Origin of the sequence: Gluconobacter sp. P5E10, from assembly GCF_018812145.1 — a bacterium.
Taxonomy (GTDB): Bacteria; Pseudomonadota; Alphaproteobacteria; order Acetobacterales; family Acetobacteraceae; genus Gluconobacter; species Gluconobacter cerinus.
Genome location: NZ_JACRVZ010000001.1, coordinates 636872 through 659667, shown reverse-complemented (window position 1 = coordinate 659667; position 22796 = coordinate 636872). Strand labels below are relative to the sequence as shown.

The window sequence follows — 22796 nt, the reverse complement described above, 5'->3', positions numbered from 1 at the left end:
CGGTTATTCCTTCATGCCAGTGTCGGACGGTGCAGCGCTGGAAGCGGACTGCATATGCATGACCTTGCCCGTCGTCTTCTCAACCATCATGCCATTGTTGTACTTGGCGACGATGCCGTCGAAGAGATCCGGCTGGACATGCGCGAAGTACTGAACCGGCGCAGCTTCCTGCGGGGCGGAATACTTCGGATATGTCGTGTCATCGAGGTTTTCGCTGCCGCTCTTCACCTTCTCGACCCAGGCGCTGAATTCTTCAGGTGCCATGGCGAGGGTGCGGAACTTCATGTCAGAGAAACCGCGACCACTGAACTGGGAAGCTTCACCCAGATAATCACCGGACTCAGTTGCAAGAAGATGCAGCTGCGTCTGCTGACCTGGCATGGAGTAGATCATCGATCCCAGACGCGGGATGAAGAAAGACGTCATGACGGTGTCAGAGGTGATCTGGAAGTTCAGCGGCGTGTTCGTCGGGACATCCAGCTGGTTGATCGTTGCGATCCCCAGATCCGGATAGATGAACAGCCATTTCCAGTCGAGGGAGACCACCTGCACGTTCAGCGGCTTGACGTTGTCAGCCGTCTGAATTGGGCGGTACGGGTCGTAAGCGTGAGTGCTGTACCAGCTGATCGCACCGAGAGCGATAATGATCAGGGAAGGTACGCCCCAGATAACATACTCAATCTTCGTTGAGTGATCCCAGGTCGGCAGATACTCGGCCTGGGTGTTGGAAGCACGATACTTCCAAGCAAAGTAAAGCGTTGCGATACAGGTCGGAACCACAACAAACATCATGATGACAAATTCTGCCACCATGACATCGCGGTTCATTTCTGCGATCGGACCGCGCGGCTGAAGCAGATCAACCGTGCAACCCGATAGCATCAGCGCCGGCAACGCTGGGAGATATCGCCAGAGTTTTTTCATCGGTCCTGCTTTCATCATCCGTTCCGGCATGGAGTATTCGCCGGGAAACGGTTTGACACGATAAGGGCCGCATCAGAGCTGCCGAACGCTGCCATAGTCTGCTGCCTTTCTCGTTCGTATCCTGACGTCAGGAACCGGATCAAAGATCCGACCCTGAAATTCATTCAGCATGGGACACGACTGTCCCGGTTCCTCAGGTTTTTTCTGCCTGAATCGCCCGGAAGACAAGGCTTATCACGGATTTCGTGAGGGATGGGGCAGCCCCCTGTCAAACCTACAAATGGCTGTTTTTCGCCACATTTGATTTCATTATAAATTACATTAAACGATAAAGTTACAACTTTTTAATGTAAACCTTTCCGAATGAGACGGAAATAATTCAAGACCTTTTTAGTCCGTAAACAAGAAAGGGAGCGACATTGACTGTCGCTCCCTCTGGAAACTTTCGAGTAACGTGAATGTACTGTCAGTCGCTATTACTGGAGCGAACACCTGTGAACTGAATAAGAAACTGAAAGAGGTTCACAAAATTGAGATACATCGACAGCGCATCGTAAATGCTTAGTCTGGCAATATCATCTGAAGACGCGAACGACATATATTGCTGGTAGTTAATCTTGATACGCTGGGTATCGTAAGCCGCGAGACCTGTAAAAAGAGCAACCCCGATTAGAGAAACAAGCATTGCCAGTGGTGCACTGTGCAGGAAGATGTTCACAACCATCGCAATCATGAGGCCAATCACGCCCATGAAGAGAAAGGAACCGAGTCGAAGAAGGTTAGCTCCGGTGGTGTATCCCCACAGAGCCATACCGCCGAACATCGCCGCACTGATGAAGAAGGTCCGCGCTACGGAAACACCCGTATAGCTCAGCAGCAGACTGGCCATGCTGGCTCCCATCGTCGCACTGAAGAGCAGGAAGATCGCCTGCACCGCAGGGCGCGACAGTCGGTTGATCCCGAAGGACAGGACCATCACAAACGCCAGTGGCGCGAAGATCATGATGCCGCCCAGGAAAGTAGGCCGCAGCACAAAGGCGCCGGTTGAGGTTTCTGCGATGTGGAAGAACAGCGCGCGCAGAGAGGTTTCCGCCACGCCATAAGCAACGAGCCCCGTAACAACGAGGCCAATCGCCATCCAGTTGAAGACGCGGCACATATAGGCGCGAAGACCGGCATCAAGACTGCCTGCGCCCGCCTGAGTGCCGGCCCTGCCGAAGTTGGAATTAAAAGCCATGACACCTTTTCCAGTAAAAGGCCCTTTTAAAAAGGGCGCTTGACGAACCTTGGAAGCTCGCCCGTACTTTCCTTGAATGTGGGGCTTTTCACTGTACCGTCAAGAAGACCCTTCATATCTGTGTTTCATTTCCTCGGGAAACGAGCCTCTTGAGACTTTTTGTCGCACTCGACCTCTCCCCCTCCCAGCGCGAAGCGCTTGCTCTCCTCCGTGGAACGCTTCCTGGCGTGCAATGGGTACCTTCGGAAAACTACCATCTTGCCTTGCGCTTTATCGGCGAAATTACAGATCGGTACGTGATGGGGGAGATTGATCTCGCCCTCTCCCGCCTCTCCTGGACACCATTCGAGATATCGTTTTCAGGGGCTGGCCTGAGAGAAGGCACGACGGCTGACAGCCTGACGATTGGCATTGAACGATCTACTGCACTGGAGACACTTCAGGCGCAGGTAGAAAAGACCCTTCGCAAGGCGGGATGTCCCCCTGCCAAGCGTCGCTTCCAGCCCAGTGTCACGCTAGGCCACCTCGCGACAAGCCAGAGGGCCGATGCGGCTCGCTGGGTTCAGAGGCATAATCTCTTCAGAAGTGAGCCAATGCCTGTCGAGCACGTTACGCTCTTTGAGAGCCTGCGTGGCTACGACCAGCACGTTTATGTCGCGCAGGCCGAATATGCCTGGCACCCTGAAATGCCCCTTCTTCCTGAGGATGAATGATTTCAAGCCCAACGACACAAGATCGTCTCACAGCCCTGGTGCGCGAGGTTCGTGCGTGCAGGGTCTGTGAGGAGCACCTTCCACTTGGCGCACGCCCGCTGATCCATGTTTCAGCAACCTCCAGGCTTCTGATCGCAAGTCAGGCGCCTGGAACCAAAGCCCATTTCAGCAACACATCCTTCAAGGATCCGTCCGGAGTTCGCCTCAGAGAATGGCTCGGCCTCTCGGAAGAGGTATTTTACGATACCCGGCAAATCGCAATTTTGCCTATGGGACTTTGTTATCCGGGGAGACTCCCTAAAGGAGGAGACTGCCCGCCGCGCTCGGAATGCGCGCCAATCTGGAGGAAGCGGGTTTTGTCCCTGATGCCCGCTCTCCGCCTTACATTATTGGTTGGCAGTTATTCCCAGCATCACGTCTTGGGTCGCGGGTCAGTCACGGAGCGTGTCAGGAATTTTCGCCATTATCTGCCTGAGAACTATTTTCCACTGCCTCATCCATCATGGAGAACGGGTGTTTGGGAAAAAAGGGCGCCCTGGTTTCAGGAAGAAGTCATCCCTGCCCTTCGGGAAGAGGTCCAGAAGATACTCAGTTCCGATTGAAATATCAGTGCCGAACCAGACGCAAAGTATCAACAAGAACGCCCTGTACGCCTGAAATGAAAATCTGGATTCCGATAGCCAGAAGAATGAGTGCAGCCAAACGACTGACAATCCGCGCGCCTGTGATGCCAAGCATGGAAACGATCCGCTCCGCATAGGCGTAAGCGATGGCAACGACGATGCCCATGGCCGTCGCCGCCGCTGATACGCCCATATAATAATCCGGCACGGGCATATGGGGCGGACATGAAGAACTCAGAGCGATTGCTACGGAGATGCTCCCCGGCCCCACGGTGAAAGGCATGGCCAGCGGAAAGAAAGCGCGTTCTTTGAGATCAGGCGCAGCAACGGTTCGACCGCCTTGAAGCGCCTGCTTTTCTTTTCGGGCCTCGCTTGTCTCCGGCTGCTGCAACATGACCCACGCGCGCGAGGCCACAACAAGACCGCCGGTAATGCGCAGGGCATTCATGCTGATGCCAAAGAAACTCAGAATCCAGCTGCCAAACCAGATGGACACCAGGAGGATCGCCAGAGAATTCAGCGCGACAAGCCGCGCCAGTTCGATAACCTCTTTGCGTGTCCTCCCTTCTGTCGCCTGAGCGAAAATCAAAGACGCACCAAGGGGATTAATGATCGAAAACAGCGCTGGAAATGCAATCAGCCAACTGTTGACCGCATTACCCAGACTGGGAGGCAGGCTCATGACCCTGTTGTGCCTGAGGCGACGTCCGAACGACACGACGCCCGCTTTTTGCGAGCGCGCCGCTCTTCTCCCGTGAGGAATGCCCGGATCATACGATAGTCCTCGGAAAAACAGCAGATCGTCCCTGCCCGGCCTTCCAGACACACCGTCAGACCCAGATCATTATAGACCGCCATCAGAGACTGGCCAACACGCACAAAAGCAAGTTTTCGGCCTTCCTGACGCGCAAGATCTCTCAACCGCCAGATGGCGGCAATGCAGTTGCGCTCAGCACCCGCCGGATCTCCGAGGCCAATAATGAACTGACCCGTCCGGAAAAAGGGAATAGCTGCTCGGCCTGCTTCATCGTGCAGCAAACCACTGGGACGACGCGGGCCCAGTTCCTGCAAAGCATGAGACAGGCTCCGATAGTGGCTTTCGTTCTCTGCATTCCACGCTTCGAAGCGGATGCGCGTTCTGCGCATACCAACCCAAAGGGCGAACAGACCGCAAAGCGCAGACAGCCCCAGAAACCACCGGCCTACAGCCGTGTGCGCATCATAAATCATGGAGCGCCACCAGATGGGGCCTAAATGCCGTTGCACAGCAACCCAGCCCACCCCAACAAGCCCCAGCGCCCATAAGGACATTGGTGCCAGCATCGCAGGCGTCAGGGGAGCCACAAGAAGATGTGCCCTGCGATAGTAACAGTTTCGGAAAGGCGCGATCAGTAACATCACGAGCCCCAGCGCGACCGGAGCTTCCCAGGGTGCATGCCGCAACACGAGCAGAACGACTGATGCGCCAAGAACGCCGAGAGAAACCTTCCATGCGAGGGCGACGCGCTGGGACAGCCCCATGGCCAGCCCAACAAGCGCAACACCCGACACGGTAAGGAACAGATCTGCAATCTGCGAAACTGCGGCGCCAAGAGAGGTGCGCAAAGGCGGCAGCTCAGCGACCAGCGCATAAAAGACGAGAAGAATTCCGGCTACAGCCTGAACGCTGGTTGCAATTGTGACCGAAAAATCCGCTTCGGACTCTCGTACAACCTGACTGGGGCGAATACGCCGCGGCGCCTGCCCCGCGGAGACAAGCGCCTGCTCTCCCCGCAGAAACAATTCATGCCCGGCAAACATCAGACCCGCCATGACCAGCGGAATAATGTAATAGAAAAGGCGGAAAACAAGGATCGCGCCCATGATTTCTGGCACCGGAAGATACGGCCGCAATGCCAGAAGCATGGCACTGTCAAAAACGCCCAGCCCGCCCGGAACGCTCGCCACCAGACCTGCTGTGTAAGACGCGATATAAATGGCAAGGAATGTCCCGAAGCCAAAATGGGCTTCCGGAGGCAACGGCGGCAGCACGCTATACGCAATCAGGGCCGTCGCAGCCATATCAGCTGCACTAACTGCAATCTGTGCAATCGCTATACCCGTGCTGGGAATTTCGATCTCGTAACGCCAGATTTTTACGTGCCGGCGGATGCGAGAAAAGACGACATAAGCAGCCAGAATACCCCAGCAGCCAAGACCAGCCAGCCGTAGCAGAAAAGCGGGCAGATGGGAGAGAACCGGAATAGCGTGGGGCTCAATGGTCAGAATACTTCCGACCAGAGCCAGCGTTCCCAAAAGATAGGTTGCTGAGCAAAAGGCAATGATCTGTGCGATATCCGCAGGCGCGACACCCCAGCTCCGATAAAGCCTGAACCGCACTGCGGCACCCGAAATCGCGGCGCAGCCAAGATTATGCGATAGGACGTAAGAGCAGAACGCCGCAAAAGAAGAGCGCTTGAACGAGACATCAGCCCGGACATGCAAGCAGGCCAGGCGGTCGTAAAATGACAGGATAAAATACGACAGGAATGTCGCTCCGGCTCCTGCCAGAAGCGCACCATCCGGAATGTCGCTGAGACTTCTGGCAATGTCCCGCAGGGACAGATTGCGCAACTCACGCCAGATCACCACAACAGCAGCAATCAACAGCACAAGCCCGACAATTGCCGGGGCACGTGTCAGCAATAATTTCCAGCGGCTTTTAACAGGCCCGCTCTCGTCTTCCACGTCGAGAGCAAGCCCATCATTTTGCCAGTCGTCTTCCCGAGGCGGGCACATCGACGTTAGGCCTGAGGCGTCCCGGCAGCCGGGCGAGCCAGTGCACCCCTGATCAGGGCTACGGTCTCAGGCAAACCGAAGAGGGACGCGAAAATGCCGAAGCGTGGGCCTTCGCTCTGACCCAAAAGCACTTCGTACAGACAACCGAACCATGAGCGCAGCTCAGACTTCTCAAAGTAGCGCTTGCCGACCTCGAACACGACATCCTGCACATCGCCAGGAGACGTATGAACAGGAAGCTTCTCCAGAGCGACAGCCAGGTCCTCAAGACCCTTCCGTTCAGTCTCGGACGGATCACGATAAACCTTGTTCGGGTACACCTGCTCCTGGAAGTACGTCAGAGCGCAACGAACAAGCTTGTCGACATACGGATGCGTTTCTGGCGACAGCGTCTCGTCATAGCGACGCAGGAATTTCCAGAGTGTTTCTGGATTGTCCGCATTTGCCACGTTCGCGAGATTTAGCAGCGCTGTGTAGGAAACCGGGCTGGTATCTTCCGGGCGCACCGTTCCGCCGTGAATGAACCAGACCGGATTTGCCATCAGGTCTACCGGTTCCTGCGTCTCAGCCTTTTGGACGAGTGTCAGGTAGTCATCCGTTGCGCGGGGGATAACGTCAAAGAACAGACGCTTTGCACGCGTAGGCTGCTGGTACATGTACTGGCCGAGGCTTTCCGGCGTGCCGTAACGCAGCCACTCTTCGACAGACAGACCATTACCTTTTGACTTGCTGATCTTCTGACCCTGAGCATCAAGGAACAGCTCATAGGTCAGTCCAGCAGGCGGCTGCTTACCCAGAATACGGCAGATCTTCGAAGACAGCTTCACGCTATCGATCAGATCCTTGCCGGACATTTCATAATCGACACCCAGAGCATACCAGCGCATGGCCCAGTCGGCCTTCCACTGCATCTTGGCGTGTCCACCGAAGACGGATGTTTCAAACGTCTTGCCCGCTTCATCTTTCCAGACGACCGTACCGGCATCCGGGTCCACCTTGATGATCGGGACCTGCATCACCTGCCCTGTTTCAGGGTGGATCGGCAGAACAGGGGAGTAAGTCGCACGGCGCTCCGGACCAAGTGTCGGAATAATGGTCGCAACAACTTCATCATGCACTTCGAGCATCCGCCGAAGTGCAGCATCAAATGTCCCGCTCGTATAATAGTCTGTCGCGGATGCAAATTCGTAGTCGAAGCCGAAGCCGTCAAGAAACTGGCGCAGGCGGGCATTATTGTGAGCGGCGAAACTCTCGTATTCACCGAAAGGGTCGGGAACGCGCGTCAAAGGCAGGCCGAGGTGCTTTGCAAGGAGTTCCTGCTGCGGCACATTCGTCGGAACCTTGCGCAAGGCATCCATATCATCCGAGAAAGCCAGCAGACGCGTCGGCCGGCCTGTCAGAGCCTCGAAAGCCTGACGTACCCACGTCGTACGGGCCACTTCGCCAAACGTACCGATGTGTGGCAGCCCGGACGGGCCATACCCGGTCTCAAGCAGTGCGGGCACTTCTGGAGCGCGCGCGCCAACATGCTCGGCAATTTTTTTTGCCTCTTCAAACGGCCATGCTTTTGGAAGCGGCGCGTCAGATGCGAGGGACGGGATGATATGTGTTCTGGAATTGTGCATGATTATCGGAAAACGTAGGCAGACACGTATCGCGGGTCAAGCAGTACGAGAGCAAACGAAGTTTCTCCAAGGCCCCCAAACCATGACGAAATGTGTCAAATTTACTTCCAAACCGATATGACAGCCCAAGCCCCTTCATTCTTTCACGGTCTGTTCTTTAAAGCACTCGCTCGCTTCTGCCCTTCCAGTTAGACTGACCGCAATGCCGCGCTCGCCATCTTTCCCATCTCCGTTTGACGCACCCGCTCTTGTCGCGAGACGAGGCCTGTCCTCTCTCCTGACACCCGATGGTGAGCTTCTGGACCTCCCGGCCGATGAGGTACGGGAAAGACTGGCGCAGCTTCCACCTCCCCTTCTCGTTCATGGCCCGGCCGCCCTGCGCGCCCTTGATCTCACACCGCTATCCCAGCCTGTCCCCTGGTTTGATCTTCTGGATCTCTTTCTGTTCGTGTGTCCCGCCACAACCGTTGCGCCTACCCCGCGCGGACTGGCGATCGCTCTTGGACTGACGCCGCCAGAAACCACCACGGCGGATCTCCTGCCGCTGCTCTGCGAGACCCTGCTCGGCAAGTTACGGGAAAAAGCTGATACTCCTGAAGGAAAGCGCTTACGGGCCCTCCTGCTCCCGCTGACGCGGGCCGGCTGGATCTGGAGTGGCGAAGTCGCGGATGCCATCGGCACAGCCTCCGACCCGGGCAGTGCGCATCCTTATGATGCAGTACGCGTCTGGCGCCGCCTGCCACGCTGGGAGGAAACAGCCCCCAGACCGGCTCCCGGCAGCCAGCCCGTTTCACCGCAGGCTGCGCGTGAAAGACTACGCCAGATCCTTGGCAAGAATGCAGAAGCACGGCCCGGACAGGCTGACTTTGCATCTGTGGCCACTGCGGCTTTCGAGCCCCGGGAAACGCTCGGATCGCCCAATGTCGTACTTGCTGAAGCTGGAACAGGCACGGGGAAGACCCTTGGCTATATTGCGCCCGCAAGCCTGTGGGCCGAGCAGAATGATGGAGCCGTCTGGGTCAGCACTTACACGCGACATCTTCAAAGGCAGATCGAGCAGGAACTTCATCGTCTCTATCCCGATGAGGCAACACTGAGACAAAAGGTCGTCGTCCGCAAAGGACGTGAGAATTACCTGTGCCTCCTGAATATGGAAGATCTGCTCAATGCCGCCACCTCTCGGGGGAATGACGGAGCGGCAGCCCTGCTTCCCCTCAGTCTTCTTGCACGATGGGCTGAAGCGAGCCGCGACGGTGATCTGATGGGCGGCGACCTCCCGGGATGGTTCGGCGATCTCTTCGGCCAGGGCACATTGCACGGTGTGGCAGACAGGCGTGGCGAATGCATCCATGCTGCCTGCCCACATTACCAAACCTGCTTCGTAGAACATGGCATTCGTCGTGCCAGACAGGCAGATCTTGTCGTAGCCAACCATGCGCTTGTCATGTCGCAGGCGGCCTGGACTGCTCTCGCACCTCCCGGGCTCCCCGATGAAGATGCGACGCCAACACGATATGTTTTCGATGAAGGGCATCACGTCCCTGAAGCAGCAGACAGCGCCTTTGCCATGGTTCTGTCAGGGCTTGAAACAGCCGAACTCAGGCGCTGGCTTCTGGGTGCAGAGGGAAGCCGATCCAGAGCACGCGGACTCTTGCGGCGCCTTGATGATCTGGTTGAACGTATTCCGACAATAGACGCTCCACTGCATGCCGTGCTGCAAGCTGCCCGAGCGCTGCCAGCTCCGGGCTGGAGCGCAAGACTGAAAAACGGAATGGACGCGCCGGTTCCGCAGGAAGACGAAGCACCCGCGTTTCTTCCGCTCATGGCACCCGAGCCGGAACTGGATAACCCTGCTGAATTGTTTCTTCAGGCCCTCGACCATCAACTTAAGGCCCGACGCACCCAAGGCCCACAGCAAGACACCACATACATCTCCACCGAGTGCGATCTGCACCCCACGAATGATACAGTGCGGACGAGCGCAGAGGACTTGGCCAGAGCGTTGCGGCGTCTTCAAACCCCACTGATCCAGCTGACAAAACGGCTTGAAGCAACGGTAGAAGACGATCCGGAAATGGAAGCCCCCACGCGCCAGCGGATCGAGGCTTTCATCCGGACTTTGCACCGTCGCGCCATAAGCCGCGTTACAGGCTGGGTCGGAATGCTGGATGCCCTTCAGACGCCCCCTGAGCCTGACCTGACACCCGTCCATATTGATTTCATCCGGACTGAACGTCTCCCCAGAACACGTGGGGCGCAGGGGGACCATGACGTGGGCCTCTATCGTCACTGGCTGGACCCGACAATTCCATTTGCATCGACCATTCAGACTCCGGCTCACGGCCTGCTTTTGACATCCGCCACTTTGCGCGATCAGACCGGCTCAGAAGACGGAGAAGAAAGCTGGCACGCAGCCGAACTGCGGCTTGGGGCCACGCATTTCATGAAGCCACCAATCCGCGCTTCACTCATGAGCCCGTTCGATTACGCCAAGCAGACGCGCGCTTATGTTGTGACAGACGTTTCCGTCGAAATCGCGTCTCTTGCCCATGCATTTCGGGCACTCTTCGAAGCAGCAGGTGGAGGAGCTCTTGGGCTTTTTACGGCAATCCGTCGTCTGCGCGAGGTCCATCGTCGCATTAACGAGCCGCTGGAGGCTCATGGCTTCCCCGTATATGCCCAGCACGTTGATGCCATGGATAACGCGACACTCGTCGATGTCTTCCGCACGGAAACCCACAGCTGCTTGTTGGGCACCGATGCCATGCGGGATGGGGTGGACGTGCCGGGAGAAGCTTTACGCATGGTTGTGTTTGAAAAAACCCCATGGCCCCGCCCGGATATTCTGCATCGTGAGAGACGCCGCCTTCTCTCGGAAGGACGGCCCGGTGATTATGATGATCGCATTACCAGAATGCGCTTGAGACAGGCTTTCGGCCGCCTGATCCGGAAGGGTGATGACAGGGGTGTTTTTGTGATGCTTGATCGCAGAATGCCCTCGCGCCTTCTCTCTGCCTTCCCCGCAGGTGTAGAAGTCCGGCGCCTCAGCCTGGCAGAGACCATCACTGATATTGCGGCGTTTCTTACTCCGTCCTGATCCGACCATTTCGAAGACAGTGACGCATAAAAAAAGGCGGTGGAAATTCCACCGCCTTTTTCATGTTCCCGGAAAACCCGAGGATCAGAAGTTCACGCCTGCCTGCAGGAAGACGTAACGTCCCATGTAGAGGTTGCCGTACAGCGCGGCTGCACTGTTGTCCGTTGCGCTGGCAACAAACGGTGGCTTCTTGTCGAGAAGGTTGTTCACACCACCTTCGAAGTTCCAGCTCTTCCAGCGATAAGACACCGTCACATCATGAGAGAAGATGCCCGGGGTGCTGGTACGGCCATAACCGTTGGCACGCTTCAGATCTGTCGTGCCATCGTTCCAGACCATGCCGCCCATGTACTGCATCATGTACGTCACGCCGAACGCACCGTGCTGCCAGCCAACCGTTGCGTAGTCACGAACGCGCGGGTTGCCGTTGCCGGTTTGATACATCATGCGACCGGCATAGTTGTACCACTGACCACCAGCTTCGTTCTGCTGCAGGTAGCTGACGAGCTGCTGGAAGTTGTTGGACAGCGTCAGGACATCGTGCTGCGTGACACGGATACGGTAGTCGAGGTCGAAGTCGATACCGCTCGTCTTCAGACCGCCAATGTTGTCATACATGGACGTCACAGCATTCAGCTGCCCGGTGCTTGCAACACGGGTAATACGATCACAGTAAGACGTGTTCGTGCCCGTATAGCACTGGTCCATGATGTACTGGCTGCTCAGGTACGTGATCATGTTCTTGAGCGTGTAGTGCCAGTATTCAACGGACGCAGACAGACCCGGGATCCAGCGCGGCGTGATCACCGTACCGATCGTGTAGGTCCGGCCCGTTTCAGGACGCAGCTTCGCGTTACCGCCATACAGCGTCGGTGCCTGTCCAGAGAAGTTGGACGAGAACGTGCTGCTGTTGATGCCCTGACGTGCACAGTTAGCTGCTACGACAGGAGACTGCGCACCGTAGGATGCGGCCTGCACGGAATCACACGGATCGGTCGCTGAAGCGTAACCCAGGGACTGACCACCATACAGCTCATACACGTTCGGCTGACGATAGGACGTGCCGAGTGTTGCGCGGAAGCGGATGTCCTGAATCGGTGCCCAGTTGATGGAGACCTTCCAGTTCTTCGTGCCACCAAACGTATTGTAGGCAGAGTAACGACCCTGACCGTCAATCGTCAGATCCTTGGCAAGGAAAGCGTTATGCAACAGCGTTGCCTTGCCTTCGATGTAGCCTTCGGAAACATTGAAGCCACCGCCGGTGTAGGACGCAGAGTTCGTCAGCGTCTGGCCGGATTCAACCAGTGCATCCGGGTGATAGGCAAGCTGCTCACCACGGTGTTCCATACCGAGCGCAAGACCCAGGTCGCCACCGTTGTTCCATGGCATGTGAACAACATGGTTGTTGTTGATGCGCAGGTTCAGGTCACGAAGCTGGTAGTAATAGTGATCATGCGACGTGTAATTGGAATAAGCTGCGGCTTCCGGTGAAAGCTTGCCGAACGGGTTCGACAGAACGCAACCTGCAGCAGCATTACAAACAGACGGATTGTAGCTCAGCGTACTGTCGGAATCACCCGGAGTATCCTGCTGCAAGCCGTATGTCTGTAGAAGCTTGGAGTAGTTACCAACGCCAGACGTCTGGGACATGACCTGGTTCCAGCCGTAGGTGTAGGACAGATCGTAGTTCCAGCCGTGGGTGATTTCACCCTTTACGCCAGCAATACCCGTGTAAGTATCGGTTGCCGTTTCGCTGCGGCGGTTGCCCCACTCACCCATACGCTTGGACATGTAGGCGTCTTCACCCAGCGTATTTCCAGGATAGTTCTCCGGAACATACAGGGCGGTCGGCAGCGTGGACGGATAGATGCTGCCGGCAACGGGGATCGGCGCCATCGTCGTGGACGAATTGCGATGAGCGTAGTTGAAGTTCAGGTACGGCGTGAAGTGACGGTTGATGTCATAGTGAGCATCAAACGACAGCGTCCCGTTCGTCAGGGAGTTCGTCAGGTTCTGGTCAGCACCATAGTTGTAACGATCAGCCTTCGTGAAGGTGCGCAGGGCGCCGCTCTCACTGCCAACATAGTTACCGGTGCTGGTCTGGAAGAGACCACCCGTCGGATAGCCCGAACCAAAGGAAAGATTGGCCGGGTTGATAGGGTCGTTACCCTGAACCGGGGTCGCCCAGGAGCGGTTAGCCTGCTTAATGCCGCTCGAGGTCATGTAAGACCCGAAGAGCGTTACGTTGCCCTTGCCATGATCGAAGTTCCAGCCCTTGTAGCCGGAGATCATGCCTGTCTGGCCGTCGCCATGATCCGTTCCGATGCCGCCACGAACCGTGAGGTTGGCGTCATTGAGGTCATGACGGAGCTTGATGTTGATAACGCCGGAAACAGCGTCAGCACCGTACAGCTCGGAACCGCCATCCTTCAGGATTTCAATGCTGGCAACCTGATGAACGTTAATCGTGTTCATGTCGAAGCAGCTGTTGTTGCCATTGATGGCAGCACGCTTGCCGTCGACCAGAACTAGGACACGGTTCTGTCCAAGGTTACGCAGATCCATGCAGGAGGAACCGCCCGTACCATTGGTCTGGCTGTTCGTCGTTCCACCTGACCCCATGGACGGCAGACGCTGCAGGTAGTCACCAATCGTGGTGGCACCCGTCTGCTCAATCTGCTTGCTGGTCACGATCTGGACCGGATTGGCATTGGAGTTGTTCGACGTGCTGAGCGCCGAACCCGTTACCACAACGTTCTCGGATCGATTGGAATCGATGGAACGCAGGGCACGTGTATTGCTGACCGCAACAGGCGCAGCATACTGCGGAGCGGCAACCTGACGGGTTGCAGCAACCGGAGCTGTCGTTGCAGGCGTCGCAGCAGAACGCACCGGACTATGTGTCACAGTCTTGTGGCGCACATGTGAGGACGTGGTTTTAGCGTGATCGGTTGTTGCGGCCTGTGCCGCGCCTGACAGCGCACCCACACCCATAACCGACGCGCAAAGTAGCATATTGCGACGCGATACGATCATAATAAGACGAAATCCTTCTAAAGGCAGTGACGTCCTTTAGACATTTCATTGCGAAAGTGTCACCCCAACTTCCAGCGAGTACGATCGCTCCGTGATGGTTTTGTGACAAGCGTTGCATAAGGGTCACATATGTGTCGGACGCATATCAAAACAAGTCAAAAAAAAGCCGCCCCACCCTGAGGTGAGACGGCTCTTTCTGTAATTATTCGACATATTCCCCAGCTTTTTAACACCGGGGAATCTGAAGCGCTGGATCAGAAATCCATGTCGCCCATGCCGCCCATGCCACCTGGAGCAGCCGGAGCCTTCTTCTCAGGGCGCTCGGCAACCATGGCTTCCGTCGTGATCAGCAGACCACCAACCGAAGCGGCATCCTGCAGAGCCGTACGGACAACCTTCGTCGGGTCGATGATGCCTGCGCCAACCAGGTCCTTGTACTCAGCATTCTGAGCATCAAAGCCGAAGTTGTAGGTGTCGTTCTCGAGCACCTTGCCAGCGATCACGGCGCCGTCTTCACCAGCGTTCTCAGCGATCTGACGCAGCGGCGTCTGAAGCGCCTTGCGAACGATCTCGCCACCAATCCGCTGATCGTCGTTATCGAAGGTCAGACCCTTCAGAGCAACGGAAGCGCGGGCAAGAGCCGTACCACCACCCGGGACAATACCTTCTTCAACAGCTGCGCGGGTTGCGTGCAGAGCGTCGTCAACGCGATCCTTGCGCTCCTTCACCTCAACTTCACTGCTACCACCGACGCGGATGACGGCAACGCCACCAGCCAGCTTTGCAAGACGCTCCTGGAGCTTCTCACGATCGTAGTCAGAGGTTGTTTCTTCAACCTGAGCGCGGATCTGGTTGCAACGACCCTTGATGTCGTCGCTGTTGCCAGCGCCTTCAACGATCGTGGTGTTTTCCTTCTCGATGTGAACCTTCTTGGCGCGGCCCAGCATGTCGAGGGTAACGGATTCCAGCTTGATCCCGATGTCTTCGGAGATGACCTGGCCACCCGTCAGGATCGCGATGTCTTCCAGCATGGCCTTGCGACGGTCACCGAAGCCCGGAGCCTTGACGGCAGCGATCTTCAGGCCACCACGCAGCTTGTTCACGACCAGCGTGGCAAGTGCTTCGCCATCGACGTCTTCAGCGATGATCATCAGCGGACGGCCGGACTGCACAACGCTCTCGAGCAGCGGCAGCATCGGCTGAAGCGAAGACAGCTTCTTTTCATGGATCAGGATGTACGGCGCATCGAGATCAGCCGTCATCTTCTCCGGGTTCGTCACGAAGTACGGGGAGATGTAGCCGCGGTCGAACTGCATGCCCTCGACAACGTCGAGTTCCGTGTGCAGGCCCTTGGCTTCTTCAACCGTGATGACGCCCTCGGAGCCGACCTTCTGCATGGCAGAGGAGATCATCTCACCGATTTCGCGCTCACCGTTGGAAGAGATCGTACCGACCTGAGCGATTTCCTCCGGGGAGGTCATCTTCTTGCTGTTCTTCTTCAGCTCTTCAACAACGACGAGGACAGCTTTGTCGATGCCGCGCTTCAGGTCCATCGGGTTCATGCCAGCTGCAACAGCCTTGGCACCTTCACGGATGATTGCCTGAGCAAGAACCGTGGACGTCGTCGTGCCGTCACCAGCCAGATCGTTCGTACGGGACGCAACTTCGCGTACCATCTGAGCGCCCATGTTCTCGAACTTGTCAGCCAGTTCGATTTCCTTGGCGACAGACACACCGTCCTTGGTGATGCGCGGTGCGCCGAAGCTCTTGTCGAGAACAACGTTACGACCCTTCGGGCCCAGCGTTACCTTGACGGCATTTGCAAGAATATCAACGCCACGCAGCATACGGTCACGGGCGTCGGCACCAAACTTAACTTCCTTGGCAGCCATGTTCTTAATCTCCTGTTGAGGTTTTTAACGAGAGGAAACGGGGACGGCTTTTCAGCCGATCACACCCATGATGTCGCTCTCTTTCATGATCAGCAGTTCTTCACCGTTGATCTTCACCTCGGTGCCGGACCACTTGCCGAACAGCACCTTGTCGCCTGCCTTGACGTCGAGAGCCACGATCTGGCCCTGCTCGTTCCGGGCGCCCGGGCCTACGGAAACGATCTCGCCTTCGGTCGGCTTGTCCTTGGCGGTGTCAGGGATGATGATGCCGCCAGCGGTCTTTTCTTCACCGGTCAGGCGACGGACTACAACGCGGTCATGCAGGGGACGAAATGTCGTCATGGATCGCTCCATTTTAGGCCGTGCCCTTCTACAAAGCGACGCGGCCGGGTTACGCGCTCAATTACTGCAGCGCAGTTGGCACTCCCATATCGAGAGTGCCAAGAGAGGTAGTGCCGCCACCCGTTTTCGTCAAGAACCATCACCCTCGACAGAAAAAATTTTCTTTCCGTCCAACAAGGCCTCGGAACGCTTTTTCTCCAGCATATCCGCCATTTTTTGACCTTTCGTCCTGCCATGAAGACGACGATTGGTCTCAGCTTCCTTCGCATCCTCTACGGACTTGCGGCGTTTGCGTTCCCGACGGAGATTGATGACGTCGCTCATGGCATCTGCCTTTCCGGCGTTACAGAGACTGGACAGAAATCAATGGACCACAAGCATTCCCAAGAAAAGACCGAGGGCCACATGATCCGCCTCACAGCGGCAGACGGCCACGAATTCGAGGCATGGGAGACGGGCTCCCCCGAGTCCACACGCTCCATTGTCGTCGTGCAGGAAATTTTTGGCCTGACCGGGCACATCAGGGACGTCTGCTCTGATCTGGCTCAGCAGGGCTTCCATGTTCTCGCCCCTGCCCTCTTTGACCGCGTCAAACCCCACACGGTTCTGGCGTACAACGAGGCAGGCCTGAAGGAAGGGCTGGAATTTCGAAGCGGCATTTCTCCGGATCTGATCCAGCAGGATCTGGAAGCCTGCGCTCAGAAACTGAGACAGGATGATGGTCACCGCCCAGTCGGGATTATCGGCTTCTGCTGGGGCGGCCTCATCGCCTGGCTTGCTGCGACACGGACGCACCACTTTAATGCCGCCGTGGGATGGTATGGCGGCGGTATTGCCAACCATTGTGACACAGCGCCGCACTGCCCAACGCAGCTCCATTTCGGCGGAGAAGATGCGTCTATTCCGCCAGGTGACGTTCAGAAAATTCGCGCAAGTCGGCCGGAAGTCGAGGTCTTCCTATATGACCAAGCTGGGCATGGCTTTGGATGCCCCGAACGCTCCAGCTTCAATCAGGACGCCCGTGATCTGGCCTGGAGCCGGAGCGTCGCGTTTCTGAAGCATCACATCAAGCGTGCGTGAGGCCTGACATGGAAGGCATTGCAGGAAAAATTGTCCTCATCACAGGTGGCAGCAGCGGCCTCGGTGAAGCAACCGCGCGTTATCTCGCAGCACGAGGGGCTTACGTTGCTATCGCCGCTAGACGTCGGGACCGGCTGGACGAAATTGTCTCGGAACTCGAAGCACTTGGCCAGACTGCACGGGCCTACACACTGGATGTCACGAACCGCCAGAACGTTGCGGACGTTGTAAAAGCCGTTGAGCAGGACTTCGGACGTCTTGATGTCCTCGTGAACAATGCTGGGCTGATGGCGATTGCCCCCATGAAACGACTGATGGTCGACGAGTGGGACCGGATGATCGACATCAACATCAAAGGCGTTCTTTACGGCATTGCCGCAGCACTACCGATCTTTGAGCGTCAGAAATCGGGACATGTCATCAACCTGTCCTCGGTTGCCGGGATCAAGGTCTTCGCCCCTGGAGGCACCGTCTATTCAGGAACGAAGTTTGCCGTGCGGGCCATTAGCGATGGCCTCCGGCAGGAGGCTGGCAACGCGTTTCGCGTTACATCCATCGAGCCGGGCGCAGTGGAAAGCGAACTCAAAACGGGCAGCGGCGACACTGAAAGTCGCCAGCACGTCGAAGCGTTCTACAAGATTGCAATTCCGGCGGAATCCGTGGCGAGGGCCATCGCTTTCGCCATCTCACAACCTGACGACGTGGACATCAACGAGATTGTCCTGCGCCCAACCCTTCAGGAGTTCTGATCATGAGCAACAACCCACTCGAAGCAGATCCAAAGCGTGACGCAGCAATCCGCCGCGAGGCCAAGTTACTTTGGGAAGCCGATGGAAAGCCGGACGGCGGCCCTGAAGCCTATCTGGACAAAGCGACGGACCTGATTTCCATCAAGGGCGTTCCCGAGGGCACGCCTGTTGAGGATCTTCCACCGCCAGAGTTGGCGGATGTTCAGATCGAAGATCCCCGCTTACAGGAGAATCTTGGGGAATTCCCAGAGCGCAGCACGGATCAGGGCGATCACCGCCATTTTCCCGTCGCGGATCGAAAAGAAGAACGCGAACTACTGGACGATCCCAGCACCGACGCCGGTCAGCCGGGCTATGCTCAAATCGACGAAAAGCAGGAAGGGCACTGATTGCCCTTCCCTTCTGCCGCCCGCTTTTACGCGGGCGGCAAGCCATTTCAGGCTTTGTTCAGAACGCGACCTGCAACGGCATCCAGCTTGGCAACAAGAGCCGGATCGCGTTTCTCAGGTGCGGTGATAATCGCAAAGTCGAGCGCACGCTCGGCGGAAAGATCCAGAGGGCGCTTCTGACCCAGAACCGGGATCACAGCCTTCACGAGACGGCGGGCATTATCCGCATTCCCCTTCATGACCTTCACCACGCCTTCAACCGTCACGCTGTCATGCTCGGTGTGCCAGCAGTCATAATCCGTGACCATGGCCACCGTTGCGTAGGTCATCTCGGCTTCACGGGCGAGCTTGGCTTCCGGCATGTTGGTCATACCAACAACCGAACAACCCCATGACCGATAGAGCTCGCTCTCGGCACGCGTCGAGAACTGTGGCCCTTCCATGACGATGTAGGTTCCACCACGTGTCACCGGAATATCGAGCTTGCGGGATTGCGCTTCCAGCACATCCAGCAGACGAGCAGACACCGGGTCCGCCATGCCGACATGCGCCACACATCCCGTCTCAAAGAAGCTTTTCTCGCGCGCGAAGCTGCGATCAATGAACTGATCGACAAGCACGAAACGGCCCGGCGGCAGTTCTTCCTTTAAAGAGCCCACAGCTGAAAGAGACAGAATATCCGTCACGCCTGCGCGCTTGAGGGCGTCGATATTCGCGCGGAAATTCAGGCGTGAGGGCGGGATCGGATGACCACGACCATGACGGGGCAGGAAGACGCACTTGATGCCTTCAAACGTTCCGAAAAGGAGCTCGTCAGAGGTTTCGCCCCACGGCGATTCAACTCGACGCCATTCCTTGTTTTCCAGACCGTCAATATCATAGAGGCCGGAGCCACCGATAACGCCGATAACCGGCTGAATTTCTGTTTCCGAAGACATGGTTGTTCAGTCCGCCCCTGATGAACATGTTTGAGGACCGTTCAGGAACACGAGACGGAAGATTGGCGCAAGTCTCCGCTGATCCGTGTCGAAAAAAAACACATAGGCATTTACGAAGCGGCAAGATGCTCTCTGCCATCATCGCGCCACAGAGCGACAGCAGACATGCAGCCAGCCAACTGTTCGTCTTGAGCGCAATTTGCTAGGACACTCCGCGTAACAAGAATTCGTCCTTAGGATGGTAGGGGAGAGAAAAATGGACCAGATCAGCCCCGTTTTTGCTGAACTCGTTCGCCCGGATGTGCCTCATGACACGCTGAAGCGTGAGGCGAAGGCCTGGTTTGAATCTCTCCGGGACCGGATTTGCGCGTCTTACGAGAAACTTGAAGATGAAGCCGCCGAAGGCAATTCCCAGGTCCTGCGAGATCGCACGCAGCCGGGACGCTTCGTTCGCACGGCCTGGGATCGCCCCGATGGCGGCGGCGGCGTGATGTCCGTGATGCGCGGTCGCGTCTTTGAGAAGGTTGGCGTGAACGTCTCTACCGTGTGGGGCGAATTCTCTCCCGAATTTCGTAAAAACATTCCCGGCGCATCGGAAGATCCACGCTTCTTCGCAACAGGCGTGTCCCTGGTCGCTCACCCCTGCAATCCGCATGTCAGTGCCGCGCATTTCAATACGCGCATGATTATTACGACCAAGGGCTGGTTCGGTGGCGGTGGCGATATTACGCCAATGTTCCCAGACAGTGCCGAAGCCCGCACTGACGCCGACTACTTCCACAAGATGTTTGAAGCCGCCTGCAACAAGCACGATCCGGAGCACTATCCGCGCTTCAAGGAATGGTGTGACCGGTACTTCCATCTGCATCACCGCGACGAGCCCCGCGGTCTCGGCGGCATCTTTTACGATCAGTTCTCGACTGGAAGCCTTGAAGGTGACTTCGCCTTCACAAAAGACGTCGGCATGGCCTTCCATGACGCCTACCCCGCAGTTGTCAGACGCCGCATGTTTAACCCGTGGACGGACGCCGACCGCGACGCCCAGCTGATCCGCCGCGGACGTTATGTAGAATTCAATCTGCTTCATGATCGTGGAACGCTGTTTGGCCTGAAGACGGGCGGCAACACCGAATCGATCCTGATGAGCATGCCTCCAGAAGTTCGCTGGCCGTGATGCTCCGTTCCCCGACCCGCCGTGACTGCCTGAAAGGGCTGGCCGTGCTCGGTGCCGGAAGCGCCATGCCTTCTCTGCAGGCCAGTGCTGCGGACATGCCTGACGCACATCTGCTCCTTGGTGGAACCCTGGCGTCCATCCAAGGGCAGTTCGGGGAACTCGCGGCTGGCGTTATTTCCCGTACGCTGGGACTGGACGCCCCCCTGGAGATCACACCCGATATCGGTCAGGACGGCGTACGTGCTGCCAATCTTTTTGATGCTAACAGCGCCCCGGACGGAAGCACGGCCCTTATTGCGCCGGGAAGCGTCCTGCTGGCCTCCCTAACGGGTGACTCTCGCGTCCACTATGATTTTGCACGGTGGATTCCCCTTCTGACGGCTCACACGACAACAGTCGTCATTGCGCGTGCAGAACTGCACAAAACGCTCCGAAGCCGCCTCAAGGGTTTCTTTCACGATCATCCGGTTCGACTGGCTGTTTCTCGCCCAACGGGAACAGAACTTGACGCCCTTCTTGGCCTGACGCTCCTTGGCCTGCGTCCTATTCCGGTGTCTGGGTTCAGCCGAACGGAAGACGCACTGGAAGCACTCGCGAACAATCAGGTCGATGCCGTTCAGCTGCTCCCTTACACGCTGGATGTGCCGGTAGAGACCATTCTCGCCAAGTTGCCGCCCGGTACAGCGCCGCTCTATCATACAGGCGACCTGTCAGACACAGGGTCAGATACGATCCCGAATTTTCTGGAGGCCTATCAGGAGGCACGCCGCCGTCCGCCTGAAGGAGCGCTATACAGAGCCTGGCAAGCAGTCTCCGCAAGTACCTACACAGCTCTGACTGTGGCACTCCCGATGCTCACCCCGCCTGATATGGTCAAGAGCTGGAAGCAGGCCTGCTGGGACGCAGCGGTAGATCCAACCGTGCGCCACTGGGCAGAAAAGCACCATTTCATGCTGGCTGCGGGCGACAATGCAGCGCCATTCCTGTCCCGGGCAACGCCTGATATTGGCGCAATCCTTGCTCTGAGGCGCTGGATTGCCATGAATACGCCGCGCTGGCGCATCGGCCAGGAAACTCGGCCGCTCTGACCTTTTACCGGCGCTTTGTCCGCAGCAAAATCCGGACGGAGCCATGGTTGGCAGCATGAGGGTGGACAACGGCCAGCACCATGGGCCGGATGTCTGCTCTCTGGAGCCAGAGCGGCAGCTCCCGACGGATCAGTCCGCTCGTGGCGCCACTCCCCAGCCCTGTCACGACTTCGACGCACCGCCAGTTTCGTGCTTTGGCGCGATGCATGAAGTCCAGCAGGCGCTCAAAAGCGTCCTGCACAATATATCCATGCAGATCCAGCTTCGCATCGACCTTGAGCTCCCCGCGGGAGAGGCGCTTCCAGCTCGTATCATCCAGACCAGGTGATCGAACACCGACCCGCAGATCCTGCGGTCTGGGTCGACGAAGAACTGGACGCGCCAAAAGAGCGCGGAATGACAGATCCTGTTCAGCGGGTGGAGACGGAACAAGCGGAACTCGCGCGGGCTTTACTGCTTCAACTTTTGGCGTAGGTGGCGGAACGGGTTTGGATTTGGGTCTGGAAGGGTGTAGCGGCACGATGTCGCGCACGACCATGCGCCACAGGCTTTCCTCCTCCTCTTTCAGAACCCGTTTTGCCACCAAAGACCCCACCTGACCTGATTCAGTCTTGCATCCCGCAAATAACCTGCACTGCGTGTAACTGTTTCCATGCCGATCGAACAATGGAAAAGACGTAATTTCAGGCCTCTCGCAATTTTGGCATCAGGCTCATTTTTAGAACGTTCGGTCCTACAACTCTATGACTGGCCACGATGGCACTGCTCCCTCACAGAGATCCGAACATTTCTGGCGCACGATCAATTCGGAAAGAGACCATTTTTTTTGTCCGAGCTGCGCCTTGTAAAACCGGAAGCAGCTGTCCCAAGTCTTCTCATGAAGGAGACAGACCGTGAGCAAATTGACCAAAAAAGAGCGAGACAGCCTACCCGACGATGAATTCGGCCTTCCTGAAAAAAGGGCCTACCCCGTCGACACAAAAGCTCGGGCCCGAAATGCGAAAGCGCGCGCAACGCAGGAGCTTGAACGCGGTCTCCTGACGCCGGAAGAGAGAAATGAAATTGATCAGGCGGCAGATCGCAAATTACAGGAAGAATAATCCAGAATCAG

General features: G+C 57.0%; 21 protein-coding genes. 10 read left to right on the top strand and 11 right to left on the bottom strand.

Features of this window, described 5'->3' with window-relative positions:
• Window positions 1–3: 3 nt before the first annotated feature.
• On the bottom strand, window positions 4–942 hold the full coding sequence (cyoA, locus tag KP707_RS02960; RefSeq protein WP_046899644.1) for a ubiquinol oxidase subunit II: 939 nt from the start codon (window positions 940–942) through the stop codon (window positions 4–6).
• Window positions 943–1390: 448 nt separating this feature from the next.
• On the bottom strand, window positions 1391–2161 hold the full coding sequence (locus tag KP707_RS02955; RefSeq protein ID WP_211502086.1) for a Bax inhibitor-1/YccA family protein: 771 nt from the start codon (window positions 2159–2161) through the stop codon (window positions 1391–1393).
• Between the two features lie 149 nt (window positions 2162–2310).
• Between KP707_RS02955 and thpR the strand changes: the two genes are divergently transcribed.
• Together thpR and KP707_RS02945 are read left to right on the top strand one after the other, a co-directional pair.
• Window positions 2311–2874, top strand: a complete 564-nt coding sequence (thpR, locus tag KP707_RS02950; protein ID WP_211500099.1) for an RNA 2',3'-cyclic phosphodiesterase — start codon at window positions 2311–2313, stop codon at window positions 2872–2874.
• Window positions 2871–3476: a uracil-DNA glycosylase family protein gene (locus KP707_RS02945; RefSeq protein ID WP_211502085.1), complete on the top strand. Its 606-nt coding sequence runs from the start codon at window positions 2871–2873 to the stop codon at window positions 3474–3476. The genes thpR and KP707_RS02945 overlap by 4 nt, the downstream gene beginning before the upstream one ends.
• Before the next feature lie 4 nt (window positions 3477–3480).
• Here the strand turns inward: KP707_RS02945 and KP707_RS02940 are convergent, their stop codons facing one another.
• The 3 genes from KP707_RS02940 to KP707_RS02930 are packed head-to-tail and all read right to left on the bottom strand — an operon-like array spanning window position 3481 to window position 7900.
• Window positions 3481–4179 (bottom strand): MarC family protein, encoded by a 699-nt coding sequence (locus KP707_RS02940; protein ID WP_211502084.1) that lies wholly within the window; start codon window positions 4177–4179, stop codon window positions 3481–3483.
• Window positions 4176–6275 carry a lysylphosphatidylglycerol synthase domain-containing protein gene (locus KP707_RS02935; RefSeq protein WP_099210354.1) on the bottom strand — a complete coding sequence of 700 codons (2100 nt, stop codon included), beginning with the start codon at window positions 6273–6275 and terminating at the stop codon, window positions 4176–4178. Before KP707_RS02935 ends, KP707_RS02940 begins: the two co-directional genes overlap by 4 nt.
• A gap of 5 nt (window positions 6276–6280) precedes the next feature.
• Complete coding sequence (locus KP707_RS02930; RefSeq protein ID WP_211502083.1) at window positions 6281–7900, bottom strand: lysine--tRNA ligase; 1620 nt, start codon at window positions 7898–7900, stop codon at window positions 6281–6283.
• 202 nt (window positions 7901–8102) lie between these two features.
• Here KP707_RS02930 and KP707_RS02925 point away from each other — a divergent pair, with 202 nt between their 5' ends.
• Window positions 8103–10997, top strand: a complete 2895-nt coding sequence (locus KP707_RS02925; RefSeq protein WP_211500094.1) for an ATP-dependent DNA helicase — start codon at window positions 8103–8105, stop codon at window positions 10995–10997.
• A gap of 84 nt (window positions 10998–11081) precedes the next feature.
• On the opposite strand, the gene KP707_RS02920 is transcribed toward KP707_RS02925, so the two are convergent.
• The 3 genes from KP707_RS02920 to groES all read right to left on the bottom strand — a co-directional run bounded on the left by KP707_RS02920 (window position 11082) and on the right by groES (window position 16267).
• Entirely contained in the window at window positions 11082–14033 is a 2952-nt protein-coding gene (locus KP707_RS02920) for a TonB-dependent receptor domain-containing protein (RefSeq protein WP_211500093.1), read from the bottom strand.
• 254 nt (window positions 14034–14287) lie between these two features.
• Window positions 14288–15925, bottom strand: a complete 1638-nt coding sequence (groL, locus tag KP707_RS02915; protein ID WP_064274005.1) for a chaperonin GroEL — start codon at window positions 15923–15925, stop codon at window positions 14288–14290.
• A 51-nt stretch (window positions 15926–15976) separates the two neighbouring features.
• The gene (gene groES, locus KP707_RS02910) at window positions 15977–16267 is read right to left on the bottom strand and encodes a co-chaperone GroES (RefSeq protein ID WP_046899653.1); all 291 of its coding nucleotides are present in this window, start codon (window positions 16265–16267) and stop codon (window positions 15977–15979) included.
• Here groES and KP707_RS02905 point away from each other — a divergent pair.
• Window positions 16266–16487 carry a hypothetical protein gene (locus tag KP707_RS02905; protein ID WP_215751576.1) on the top strand — a complete coding sequence of 74 codons (222 nt, stop codon included), beginning with the start codon at window positions 16266–16268 and terminating at the stop codon, window positions 16485–16487. The genes groES and KP707_RS02905 overlap by 2 nt on opposite strands.
• Here KP707_RS02905 and KP707_RS02900 read toward each other — a convergent pair.
• Complete coding sequence (locus tag KP707_RS02900; RefSeq protein WP_215751552.1) at window positions 16397–16591, bottom strand: DUF4169 family protein; 195 nt, start codon at window positions 16589–16591, stop codon at window positions 16397–16399. The two genes, KP707_RS02905 and KP707_RS02900, sit on opposite strands and share 91 nt — an antisense overlap.
• Window positions 16592–16633: 42 nt before the next feature.
• Between KP707_RS02900 and KP707_RS02895 the strand changes: the two genes are divergently transcribed.
• The 3 genes from KP707_RS02895 to KP707_RS02885 are packed head-to-tail and all read left to right on the top strand — an operon-like array spanning window position 16634 to window position 18485.
• Window positions 16634–17347: a dienelactone hydrolase family protein gene (locus KP707_RS02895; protein WP_083956283.1), complete on the top strand. Its 714-nt coding sequence runs from the start codon at window positions 16634–16636 to the stop codon at window positions 17345–17347.
• 8 nt (window positions 17348–17355) lie between these two features.
• A complete protein-coding gene (locus tag KP707_RS02890) occupies window positions 17356–18096 on the top strand; it encodes an SDR family oxidoreductase (RefSeq protein ID WP_211502081.1) in 741 nt (246 codons plus the stop codon).
• Between the two features lie 2 nt (window positions 18097–18098).
• Complete coding sequence (locus KP707_RS02885; RefSeq protein WP_046899656.1) at window positions 18099–18485, top strand: DUF2934 domain-containing protein; 387 nt, start codon at window positions 18099–18101, stop codon at window positions 18483–18485.
• 47 nt (window positions 18486–18532) lie between these two features.
• Here KP707_RS02885 and KP707_RS02880 read toward each other — a convergent pair whose 3' ends face one another.
• Window positions 18533–19423 carry an S-methyl-5'-thioadenosine phosphorylase gene (locus KP707_RS02880; protein WP_211502080.1) on the bottom strand — a complete coding sequence of 297 codons (891 nt, stop codon included), beginning with the start codon at window positions 19421–19423 and terminating at the stop codon, window positions 18533–18535.
• Window positions 19424–19679: 256 nt separating this feature from the next.
• On the opposite strand from KP707_RS02880, the gene hemF reads away from it, so the two are divergent.
• Window positions 19680–20597, top strand: coding sequence for an oxygen-dependent coproporphyrinogen oxidase (gene hemF / locus KP707_RS02875; protein WP_099210370.1), 918 nt, complete (start codon window positions 19680–19682; stop codon window positions 20595–20597).
• Window positions 20597–21685, top strand: coding sequence for a hypothetical protein (locus tag KP707_RS02870; protein WP_249202771.1), 1089 nt, complete (start codon window positions 20597–20599; stop codon window positions 21683–21685). The genes hemF and KP707_RS02870 overlap by 1 nt, the downstream gene beginning before the upstream one ends.
• Before the next feature lie 4 nt (window positions 21686–21689).
• Here the strand turns inward: KP707_RS02870 and KP707_RS02865 are convergent, their stop codons facing one another.
• A complete protein-coding gene (locus tag KP707_RS02865; RefSeq protein WP_211496505.1) occupies window positions 21690–22268 on the bottom strand; it encodes a Smr/MutS family protein in 579 nt (192 codons plus the stop codon).
• 310 nt (window positions 22269–22578) lie between these two features.
• Here KP707_RS02865 and KP707_RS02860 point away from each other — a divergent pair, with 310 nt between their 5' ends.
• A complete protein-coding gene (locus KP707_RS02860) occupies window positions 22579–22785 on the top strand; it encodes a hypothetical protein (protein ID WP_211502078.1) in 207 nt (68 codons plus the stop codon).
• Window positions 22786–22796: the final 11 nt, after the last annotated feature.